The organism is Stenotrophomonas maltophilia (assembly GCF_039555535.1).
Taxonomy (GTDB): domain Bacteria; phylum Pseudomonadota; class Gammaproteobacteria; order Xanthomonadales; family Xanthomonadaceae; genus Stenotrophomonas; species Stenotrophomonas maltophilia_Q.
Genome location: NZ_CP154630.1, coordinates 2922741 through 2933174, shown reverse-complemented (window position 1 = coordinate 2933174; position 10434 = coordinate 2922741). Strand labels below are relative to the sequence as shown.

The following is a 10434-nucleotide window of genomic DNA, read 5'->3' as shown; positions in this document are numbered from 1 at the left end:
TCCGTGCCCATGTAGAGCCGAGCCGGTGTTCGGCTGCTGTTCGCCGTGTTGCGGCGTCGCCCGAGCATGGGCTCGGGCGCTACAGATTCCGTGCCCATGTAGAGCCGAGCCGATGCTCGGCTGCTGTTCGCCGCGTCGCGGCGTCGCCCGGGCATGGGCTCGGGCGCTACAGATTCTGTGGCCGGTTGAGGCCTACCCCGCGACCTTGCCCCATACCTTGAACGTGGTGAGCCACAGACCGAGCATGCTGCCGATGTTGGTCAGCATGAAAGTCAGCACCACGCGGGTGACGCGGTTGCGGTACCAGCCCTTCAGGCTCTGCGCATCGTCGCGCAGCTTGAGGAAGTCCTCGTACGCCGGCTTGCGCAGTCGCGCTTCCACCAGCGCCGAGAACGCGCCGGTGGGAATGCTCAGGCGGAACGGCTTGAACGGGGCCACCGCGATCGCGGTGAGGATGCTCAGCGGATGCCCGCCGGCCAGCAGGCAGCCCAGGCCCGCCAGGCCGCCGGTATACATCGCCCAGGTCGCCAGCAGTTCGGTACCCACGCCGAGGCCGCCGCGGTAGAAGCCAACGCCGATGCCGGTCGCCACGATCGCCAGGATGCCCAGCGTGAACCACGGGATGTTGCGCTTCTTCGGTACTGCTTCCAGCTCGGCACGCAGCGGTGCCGGTGCTTCGGTGTCGGTTTCCAGGTAGCGCGCCAGGCCTGCAAGATGGCCCGCACCGACAACCGCCAGTACTTCACGCTGTTGCGGGTTGTGTTCCTCGCGCAGGCGCGTGGCCATGTAGCGGTCGCGTTCGCCGATGATGGTCTCGTACAGCGCCGGGCTCTCGCTGGCGAACTCGCCGAAGCTCGATTCCAGCATGTCGCCCTGCTTGAGCTTCTCGATCTCGTTCTCGCCCACTTCCTCGGACGAGAACAGGCCGGCGCCGAGGCCGGCGACCAGCTTCAGCTTGCCGAAGAAGCCCAGCCGCTGCGAGGCGCGGCGGAAGGTCAGGCCGACCTCGCGGTCGATCAGGTGCACCGGCAGGTCGCGTTCGCGGGCCAGTTCCACTGCGCGCTTCAGTTCGGCGCCCGGTTCGATGTCGAGCTGTTCGGCCAGGCGGCGCTGGTAGGCGGACAGGGCCAGGTTGGCGGCGAACAGGGCGACGCGACCCTTGCGGATTACCTCGACCAGGTCGAGCTTGGCCAGCGTGTCCGGGTCGCTCAGCGCCTGCAGGCGCTGCGGGTCCAGCTCGACCGCCACCGCATCGAAGCGGCCACTGTCGATGGCTTTCTCCACGGCTTCAACGCTGGCGCGCGAAACGTGGGCAGTGCCCAGCAGGGTGTAGCGCACGCCGTCGCGTTCGACGACGCGCACCGGCTGGCCGGCGAACAGATCGTCGCCGGTCTCGGGAAGGGTTTCGGTCATGGGTTCATTCATTGGAAGGTGCGGTGTCGGCGCCATCGCCCAGCGCGCGCTGCATCTGCACGGTATCCAGCCAGCGGCCGTGCTTGCGGCCGAGGCCACGGAACACGCCCACCAGTTCGAAGCCGAAGCGTTCGTGCAGCTTGATGGAAGCGGTATTGGTCGGTTCGCCGATCACCGCCACCATCTGCCGGTAGCCACGCGCCACGCAGGCGTCGATCAGGGCCTGCAGCAGGCCGGTGCCGACGCCCTTGCCCTGGAAGCGGGCATCGACGTAGACCGAGTTTTCCACGGTCCACTGGTAGGCGACGCGGGTGCGGTAAGTGTTGGCGTAGGCATAGCCGGCCACCTGGCCGTCGATCTCGGCGACCAGGTAGGGGAAACCACGATCGATGATGTCGCGCATGCGGCGCAGCATCTCGGTCGCGTCCGGGATGTCGTACTCGTAGGTGTTGACGAAGTCGGTCACTTCCACCGCATAGATCGCGGTGATCGCGTCGATGTCGGCCGGGCCGGCATCACGGATGAGGACGGCCATGCGCGGCTCCGGCTCAGTCGATGTAGCGCTTGAGCAGGTCACCGTACGCGTCGATGCGACGGTCGCGCAGGAACGGCCAGATGCGGCGCACGTGCTCGCTGCGCTGCAGGTCGACATCGCACAGCAGAACCGTGGCATCGGTGCCGGCTTCGGCCAGGAACTCGCCCTGCGGGCCGAGCACGTGGCTGTTGCCCCAGAACTGGATGCCCGACGCGCCCAGCGGCGACGCCTCGTGGCCGACGCGGTTGCAGCTCAGCACCGGCAGGCCGTTGGCCACGGCGTGGCCACGGTGGCTCAGCACCCAGGCGTCGCGCTGGCGGGTTTTCTCGTCCTGCACATCGTCCGGGTCCCAGCCGATCGCGGTCGGGTACAGCAGAAGTTCGGCGCCGGCCAGCGCCATCAGGCGCGCCGCTTCCGGGTACCACTGGTCCCAGCACACCAGCACGCCAAGGCGGCCCACCGAGGTATCGATCGGCTTGAAGCCGATGTCGCCCGGGGTGAAGTAGAACTTCTCGTAGAAGCCCGGATCATCCGGGATATGCATCTTGCGGTACTTGCCGAGCACGGTACCGTCCTTCTCGAACACCACGGCGGTGTTGTGGTACAGGCCGGCAGCGCGGCGCTCGAACAGCGAGCCGACCAGCACCACGCCATGCTTCTTCGCCAGTGCGCCCAGGCGCTCGGTGCTCGGGCCCGGAATCGGCTCGGCCAGGTCGAATTCGTCCACCGATTCGTGCTGGCAGAAATACGGGCCGTTGTGCAGTTCCTGCAGCAGCACCAGCTTGGCACCCTGCGCAGCCGCCTCGGCCACGCGTGCTTCGATCACCGCCAGGTTGGCGGCGGCATCACCGTGGTTGCGCTCCTGGATCAGGGCGACGGTAAGGGGGCTGCGCGAGTTCATGCGGGGCGTTCCTGCGGGGGAAAACCTGCATGTTAGCGCGGATGGGCGGCGACGGCGTGTCGTGCGCTGAATGGGCCGGTGTTGTAGAGCCGAGCCCATGCTCGGCTGCGTTCCGCTTCGATCGCGCGAGCGGCCAGCCGAGCGTGGGCTCGGCTCTACAAGAAGCCAGTCGAGCATGGCTCGACTCTACAAAAGCGGTGCCGGGCGAGGCCCGGCACTACCGTTACGCCTTCAACAGCCCTGCCGGCAGCTGCATGGTGATGCAGTGCAGGCTGCCGTTCTGCCAGATCAGCGAGCGGCAGGGCACCTGCACGATCTCGCGGCCCGGGTGCGCCTGTGCCAGCACGTCGCGGGCCAGGTCATCGGCCGGGTCGCCATAGGCCGGCATCAGCACCGCGCCATTGATGATCAGGTAGTTGGCGTACGACGCAGCCAGGCGGCGGCCTTCGTCGATCACCGGCTGTGCCCACGGCAGCGGGAACAGGCGGTACGGCTTGCCATCCTTGGTGCGCAGCGCGGCCAGCTCATTGCCCATCGCCTGCAGTTCGGCGTAGTGCGAGTCGCTCTCATCGTCGCAGGCCTGGTAGACGATGCTGTCCGGCGAGGCGAAGCGGGCGAGGGTGTCGATGTGCGCGTCGGTGTCGTCGCCTTCCAGGTAGCCGTGGTCCAGCCACAGCACGCGGTCCTGCTGCAGCCAGTCGGTCAGGTCGGCGCTCAGGCTTGCCCGGTCGCGGTCCGGGTGGCGCTCGTGCAGGCACTTCCAGGTGGTCAGCAGGGTGCCTTCGCCATCGGTCTCGATGCCGCCGCCTTCCAGCGCGAACGGAATGCTGCGCACCGCCGCGTTGTTGAACACCCCGGCCTGGTCGAGCACGCCCACCAGCTGGTCATCGAGGGTGGCATCGAACTTGCCGCCCCAGCCGGTGAAGCGGAAGTCCAGCAGCTGAAAGCTGCCATCGGCGCGGCGCAGGGTGATCGGGCCCGAATCACGCAGCCAGGTATCGTCGTAGGCGGCCGTGGTGAAGTGGACCTTGTCCATGTCGATGCGGTTGGAGCGCAGCCGCATTTCGGCATAGGTCTCCACATCGTCGTCGGCCACGCAGATCAGCACCGGCTGGAAGCGGGTGATGGCCGCGACCAGGGCGATGTAGGTCTCTTCCACCTGGCCCAGGCGGTCGGCCCAGTCGGTGTCGGCGGTGGGCCAGGCAATCAGGACGCCGCTCTGGGCTTCCCACTCGGCAGGAAAACGAAGGGTCTGGTTCATGGTCTCGCTACACAGGCCCGCCCACGGCGGGTAAAGGGATCAACGGATCGGCGGTTTCGGGCCGATTTCGTTCGGGTCCGCCTGGTTGGCCACCACGTCGATCACCTTCTGCTTCTCGAAGTAGACGGTGAACTGCGGGTACACCCAGCGGTTGATGGTTGGCCATTGCCGCTTCTGCCCGCCACGCGGCTGCAGTTGTTCGCTCGGCGCGCCGAACTGCGCCTGCACCTGCTGCATGCTCTGGCCGCGAACGGGCAGGGCGCCGGCCGGCTTCTCGCGGGCGCGGTCGACAAGCAGCGTATCGGCCATCGCCGGCGTGGCGGCAGCCAGGGTGGCCATCACGGCCAGGGCGGACAGGTAACGCTTCATCTCGATCTACTCCCCAGTGGTCAAGAAAGGCGATTACAGCAAAAACGGCAGGAAAAAGCCGCATAAACAAAAAACCGCCCGAAGGCGGTTTCTTGCATCGGGTCGGCCCCGCGTAGGGCCAGCCGCAGCCGCGAGGGCTGTTGGGCTTAGCGCTGACGCGCCTTGAAACGCGGGTTCGACTTGCAGATGACGAAGATCTTGCCGCGACGACGGACGACCTTGCAGTCGCGGTGACGGGCCTTCGCCGACTTCAGGGAGGACAGGACTTTCATGGCATACCTCGGCGTAAACAGTAGTTGTTCGGGTGGAGCGTGGCCGCGATATGCGAAAGACAATCGGCAGTTGACGCTCGTTCAAGCCCGCCATTCTACCGGGCTTTTTGTCGATGTTTCAAGTGGTTGCACGAAAGTCGCCGCGCGGGGCCCCGGGCAGGGGCTAGAATGACCCCTTCACACGCTCTGGGAACCCCATGAATCCACTCGCTCCCGTCCTGACCATCGACGGCCCTTCCGGGGCCGGCAAGGGTACCATCAGCCGCATCATCGCGCGCCGGATGGGCTGGCACTACCTGGATTCGGGCGCGCTGTACCGCGCGGTGGGCGTGGCCGCGAGCTGGGCCGACATCGACACTTCTGACGCCTCGGCGCTGGTGCGGTGCACCTTCGACACCCATGTTCAGTTTGTTGAACAGGGCGAGTCGATGCGGGTCATGGTCAACGGCACCGATGCCACCGACGAGCTGCGCCTGGAGACCACCGGCGCCCTGGCCTCCGCCATTGCCGCCATTCCCGAGGTCCGGGCTGCCCTGAAGGAGCGCCAGCGCGCATTCAGGGAGCTGCCGGGCCTGGTCGCCGACGGCCGTGACATGGGCACAGTGATCTTCAAGGACGCCCCCTACAAGGTCTTCCTGACCGCCAGTGCCGAGGAGCGCGCCGAGCGCCGGCATAAGCAGTTGAAAGACAAGGGGGTTTCTGTTAACTTTGATGACCTCCTGCGCGAGATCATGGCCCGCGACGCCCGTGATGCTCAGCGTACCGTGGCGCCCCTGAAGCCGGCAGACGATGCTGTCCTCATCGACACCACAGGCATCGGCATCGATGATGTCGTTGCCCGAGTGATGGATCTGCTTCCGGTTCCGGCTGCCTGATCCGTTCGCGCAGGAGCACTGCCAGCAGCATCGGTGGTGGTCGCGCAAAGCAGTGCTGTACCAGCTCCGTCGCGCAATGATGCGTGGCGGTTTTCCTACTACACACGACCTGCGTTTCCGGGGTCGACCAACAGGCGGGCGGTCGCCATTCCCCTGAAGGGGACGCCACCGACCCATGTGTCCAACAGAGTAAATCTAATGACCGAATCATTTGCCGAACTGTTTGAAGCCAGCCAGGCCAACCTGGCCAAGCTGAAGCCGGGCGCCATCGTCAGCGGTACCGTTGTTGAAGTCCGCGGCGACGTCGTGGTGATCAACGCTGGCCTGAAGTCCGAAGGCATCGTGCCGATCGAACAGTTCCGTAACGACGCTGGCGAAATCGACGTCGCCGAAGGCGACATCGTCAAGGTCGCCCTCGACTCGATCGAGAACGGCTTCGGCGAAACCGTCCTGTCGCGCGAGAAGGCCAAGCGCGCGATGGTGTGGGACGAGCTGGAAGAAGCGTTGGAAAAGAACGAAACCATCACCGGCCGCATCAGCGGCAAGGTCAAGGGTGGTTTCACCGTGGACATCAAGGATGTCCGCGCCTTCCTGCCGGGTTCCCTGGTCGATGTGCGCCCGGTGCGCGATCCGGCCTACCTGGAAGGCAAGGAACTCGAGTTCAAGCTCATCAAGCTGGACCGCAAGCGTAACAACGTCGTGGTCTCGCGCCGCGCTGTCGTCGAAAGCGAGCACTCAGAAGAGCGCGAGCAGCTGATGGACAAGCTGCAGGAAGGCGCGATCCTGAAGGGTGTCGTCAAGAACCTGACCGATTACGGCGCGTTCGTGGACCTGGGCGGTATCGACGGCCTGCTGCACATCACCGACATGGCGTGGAAGCGCGTGCGTCACCCGTCGGAAGTCGTGAACGTCGGCGACGAGCTGGACGTCCGCGTGCTGAAGTTCGACCGCGAGCGCAACCGCGTTTCGCTGGGCCTGAAGCAGCTGGGCGAGGATCCGTGGGACAACATCGGCCGTCGTTACCCGGCCAACAGCCGCGTCTTCGGCAAGGTCTCCAACGTCACCGATTACGGTGCATTCGTTGAGATCGAGCCGGGCGTCGAAGGCCTGGTGCACGTCTCCGAGATGGATTGGACCAACAAGAACGTCAACCCGTCCAAGGTTGTCCAGGTTGGTGATGAAGTCGAAGTGATGGTGCTGGACGTCGATGAAGAGCGTCGCCGTATCTCGCTGGGCATGAAGCAGGTTGCCGCCAATCCGTGGGAAACCTTCGCTGCCACCCACAAGAAGGGTGACAAGGTGTCGGGCCAGATCAAGTCGATCACCGACTTCGGCATCTTCATCGGCCTGGACGGCGGCATCGACGGCCTGGTCCACCTGTCCGACATCAGCTGGAACACCACCGGCGAAGACGTCGTTCGCAACTTCAAGAAGGGCGATACCCTGGACGCAGTTGTCCTGGCTGTCGATCCGGAGCGCGAGCGCATCTCCCTGGGCGTGAAGCAGCTGGAGCAGGATCCGTTCGGCCAGTACATGGCTGCCAATCCGAAGGGCTCCAAGGTTGAAGGCGTGGTGAAGGAAGTCGACGCCAAGGGCGCGATCATCGAGCTGGCTGACGGCATCGAGGGTTACGTTTCGGCCCGCGACATCGCCAACGAGCGCGTTGACGACGCCACCCAGCACCTGAAGGTCGGCGACAAGATCGAAGCCAAGTTCGTGGGCATGGACCGCAAGGGCCGTACCCTGCAGCTGTCGATCAAGGCCAAGGATGACGCGGAAATGCGCGAAGTGCTGGAGGAATACCAGTCCTCTTCGGCTTCCAGCGGCACCACCCAGCTGGGCGCGCTGCTGCGTGCACAGCTGAACGGCAACAAGTCCGAGTAATCGGCCTTACGCTGTTTGTTGTTTCCTGGACGGCCCGGGCTTCTGCCCGGGCCGTTTCAGGCTGAGATGCCCCTGATGTGAGCCGGTAATGACCAAATCCGAACTGATCGAAATCCTTGCGCGCCGCCAGGCGCACCTGAAGGCCGATGATGTCGATCTGGCGGTGAAGTCGTTGCTGGAAATGATGGGCGGATCGCTGTCCGCCGGGGATCGCATCGAAATCCGTGGTTTTGGCAGCTTCTCGCTGCACTATCGTCCGCCGCGCCTGGGTCGCAACCCGAAGACCGGCGAATCGGTTGCCCTGCCGGGCAAGCACGTCCCCCATTTCAAGCCGGGCAAGGAACTGCGCGAGCGGGTCAGCAGTGTGCTGCCGCTGGACGCCGATCCGGCCTGAGCCTCCGTCGCGCCACCGCGTGCGAATCCAGCCGCGGGTCGGATAAGCTACGGACTCCTGCCACTGGAGCTGTCGCATGAAGGTCTTTCGTCTGCTGGTCCTGCTGGCGGTCCTGATCCTTGGGCTGATCATTGGTGCGGTCAACATGACCGCGATGTCGATCAACCTGCTGTTTACCCAATTGAATACCTCCGTGGGCGTGGCGCTCATTGCGGCCCTGCTGATCGGTGTCATCGTCGGTGCCGGCCTGGTGCTGGTGAGCGTGGTCATTCCGCTCTACAGCCAGCTGCGCCGCGCCAACAAGTCCGCCGCCATGCCGGCCGCGGGTGTTTCCCCCCAATCTTTTGATGGACGCTGATCGAAGATGGATTTCGTCACCGAGTGGCTGTGGTTTTTCCTGTTCGTTCCGCTGGCCGCACTGGCCGGGTGGGTGATTGGCCGGCGTGGTGGCCAGCGCCACGGTGACAACCAGGTCAGCCGCCTGTCCAGCACCTACTTCCGTGGCCTGAACTACCTGCTCAACGAGCAGCCGGACAAGGCCATCGAACTGTTCCTGCACATCGCCGAGCTGGACAAGGAAACCTTCGAGACCCAGGTTGCGCTGGGCCACCTGTTCCGCCGCCGCGGTGAAGTCGACCGCGCCATCCGCCTGCACCAGGGGCTGGTCAACCGCCATGACCTGAGCGACGCGCAGCGCGTGCAGGCCCTGCTGGCGCTGGGCGAGGACTACATGAAGTCCGGCCTGCTGGACCGTGCAGAGACTGTGTTCACCGAGCTGGCGCAGCTGGACCAGCGCGCCCCGCAGGCGCTCAAGCACCTGATCGGCATCTACCAGGCCGAGCGTGACTGGGAAAAGGCGATCGACAACGCCACCCGCTTCGAAGACGTCACCGGCGAGCCGATGGGCAAGCTGATCGGGCAGTTCGAATGCGAACTGGCCGAACGCTTCCGCGGTGCTGGCAAGCTGGAAGAGGCGAGGGCGGCGATCGCCCGCGCCTACCAGGCCGACGCCATGTCGGTGCGCGCCGGCATCATCGAAGGTCGCCTTGAGACGGATGCGGGCAACGCTGAAGCCGCCGTGCGTGCATTCGAACGTGCCGCGCGCAACGATCCGGAGTACCTGCCCGAGCTGCTGCCGGCGTTGATGGAAAACTACCGCAAGGTCGGCGACCTGGGGGGCGCGCGTGCGTTCCTGTCGGAAATGACCGAACACTACCGTGGCATCGCCCCGGTGCTGGCCCTGACCCGGCTGATGGAAGAGCAGGAGGGTGTGGCTCCGGCCCGTGCCTACCTTGGCCGCCAGCTCAAGGATCGTCCGTCGGTGCGCGGCGAATCCGCGCTGATCGACCTGACGCTGGCCGAGGGCGCCGATTCCACTGCGACCCTGCATGACCTCAAGCACATCACCGACCAGCTGCTGGTGCGCAATCCCGCCTACCGGTGCACCCGTTGCGGATTCGGTGCACGCACCCACCATTGGCAGTGCCCGAGCTGCAAGGAATGGGGCACGGTCAAGCCACTGCTGAACTACGCGGTGCTCTGATCCATGCCGTGGCTCGTGATGGGCGCGCTGCTGGGGCTGGCCCTGCTGAGTGCGGGGTTGACCTGGGCGGCACGGGGTTATGCCCTGCGCCAGCAACTGGTGGACCAGCCCGGCGAGCGTCGCAGCCATAGCGTGGCAACGCCGCGCGGTGGTGGTATCGCCATCGTCGTCAGCCTGCTGATCACCGCCGGTGCAGCGATGTGGGTCTGGCCGGAATCGACACCGAGCCTGCTGGTGGCCAGCCTGGGCCTGGTACTGGTGGCGGGCATCGGCTGGTGGGACGACCACCGGCCGTTGCCGGCCATGCGCCGCCTGCTGGTGCACTTCATTGCTGCCGCGCTGCTGGCCGCCCTGGTCAAGGTGCACGGTGGAAGCTGGTTGCTGGCCGGGCTGGTGCTGGTATTCACAGCCTCGTTGATCAACATCTGGAACTTCATGGATGGCATCAACGGTATTGCTGCCAGCCAGGCCATTGTCGTTGCACTGGGCCTGGCGCCGATACTGCCCTGGCCGTACTCGCTGGCGGCGGTGGCGCTGGGCCTGGCCTGCCTGGGTTTCCTGCCGTTCAATTTCCCGCGGGCGCGGATATTCATGGGTGATGTCGGAAGTGGCGCGCTTGGCTATGCAGTCGCCGTCGTCCTGGCCATCGCCGCGGTGCGTACCGATATCCACTGGATCCTGCTGCTGGTGCCGGCTTCGGCATTCCTTGTGGACGCGGGCTTCACACTGGCGGCGCGCATCATTTCCGGACAACGCTGGATGGAACCCCATACCCAGCACGTCTACCAGCGGGCGGTGCAGGCAGGAGCCAGCCACGCCCAGGTGACAGGGATGTACTTTGCTTTGGGCCTGTTCAGTATTACAGTGCTTAATGTCTGCTCCAATCTGCAGCCGAGGTGGGAGGCTGTCCTGGCGATCGCGTGGTTTCTCGCGCTGAGCGTCCTCTGGCTCCTCCTGCGCAATGGATTGCGTCACCGATAAGGAACG

Annotated in this window: 12 protein-coding genes; 6 read left to right on the top strand and 6 right to left on the bottom strand. The window is 65.3% G+C overall.

Going from position 1 to position 10434, the window contains the following annotated elements; translation table 11 throughout:
* Nucleotides 1–192: 192 nt before the first annotated feature.
* The 6 genes from AASM09_RS13510 to ykgO all read right to left on the bottom strand — a co-directional run bounded on the left by AASM09_RS13510 (nt 193) and on the right by ykgO (nt 4751).
* Nucleotides 193–1413, bottom strand: a complete 1221-nt coding sequence (locus AASM09_RS13510; protein WP_005409278.1) for a TraB/GumN family protein — start codon at nt 1411–1413, stop codon at nt 193–195.
* A 4-nt stretch (nt 1414–1417) separates the two neighbouring features.
* Nucleotides 1418–1948, bottom strand: coding sequence for a GNAT family N-acetyltransferase (locus tag AASM09_RS13505; RefSeq protein WP_049429014.1), 531 nt, complete (start codon nt 1946–1948; stop codon nt 1418–1420).
* A gap of 13 nt (nt 1949–1961) precedes the next feature.
* Complete coding sequence (locus tag AASM09_RS13500; RefSeq protein ID WP_049429013.1) at nt 1962–2849, bottom strand: carbon-nitrogen hydrolase; 888 nt, start codon at nt 2847–2849, stop codon at nt 1962–1964.
* 223 nt (nt 2850–3072) lie between these two features.
* Entirely contained in the window at nt 3073–4110 is a 1038-nt protein-coding gene (locus AASM09_RS13495) for an agmatine deiminase family protein (RefSeq protein ID WP_049429012.1), read from the bottom strand.
* A 39-nt stretch (nt 4111–4149) separates the two neighbouring features.
* On the bottom strand, nt 4150–4449 hold the full coding sequence (locus AASM09_RS13490; protein WP_226053522.1) for a hypothetical protein: 300 nt from the start codon (nt 4447–4449) through the stop codon (nt 4150–4152).
* 176 nt (nt 4450–4625) lie between these two features.
* Nucleotides 4626–4751 carry a type B 50S ribosomal protein L36 gene (ykgO, locus tag AASM09_RS13485; protein WP_005409283.1) on the bottom strand — a complete coding sequence of 42 codons (126 nt, stop codon included), beginning with the start codon at nt 4749–4751 and terminating at the stop codon, nt 4626–4628.
* A gap of 197 nt (nt 4752–4948) precedes the next feature.
* Here ykgO and cmk point away from each other — a divergent pair, with 197 nt between their 5' ends.
* From cmk to AASM09_RS13455, 6 genes are all read left to right on the top strand, one after another.
* Nucleotides 4949–5626: a (d)CMP kinase gene (gene cmk / locus AASM09_RS13480; RefSeq protein WP_005409284.1), complete on the top strand. Its 678-nt coding sequence runs from the start codon at nt 4949–4951 to the stop codon at nt 5624–5626.
* A gap of 198 nt (nt 5627–5824) precedes the next feature.
* Nucleotides 5825–7510 carry a 30S ribosomal protein S1 gene (rpsA, locus tag AASM09_RS13475; RefSeq protein WP_005409285.1) on the top strand — a complete coding sequence of 562 codons (1686 nt, stop codon included), beginning with the start codon at nt 5825–5827 and terminating at the stop codon, nt 7508–7510.
* Nucleotides 7511–7598: 88 nt separating this feature from the next.
* On the top strand, nt 7599–7904 hold the full coding sequence (locus tag AASM09_RS13470; RefSeq protein ID WP_005409286.1) for an integration host factor subunit beta: 306 nt from the start codon (nt 7599–7601) through the stop codon (nt 7902–7904).
* A gap of 76 nt (nt 7905–7980) precedes the next feature.
* The gene (locus tag AASM09_RS13465) at nt 7981–8262 is read left to right on the top strand and encodes a LapA family protein (protein WP_049428022.1); all 282 of its coding nucleotides are present in this window, start codon (nt 7981–7983) and stop codon (nt 8260–8262) included.
* Between the two features lie 6 nt (nt 8263–8268).
* Nucleotides 8269–9447 (top strand): lipopolysaccharide assembly protein LapB, encoded by a 1179-nt coding sequence (gene lapB, locus AASM09_RS13460; RefSeq protein ID WP_049428020.1) that lies wholly within the window; start codon nt 8269–8271, stop codon nt 9445–9447.
* Between the two features lie 3 nt (nt 9448–9450).
* Complete coding sequence (locus AASM09_RS13455) at nt 9451–10428, top strand: MraY family glycosyltransferase (protein WP_049428018.1); 978 nt, start codon at nt 9451–9453, stop codon at nt 10426–10428.
* Nucleotides 10429–10434 lie beyond the last annotated feature (6 nt).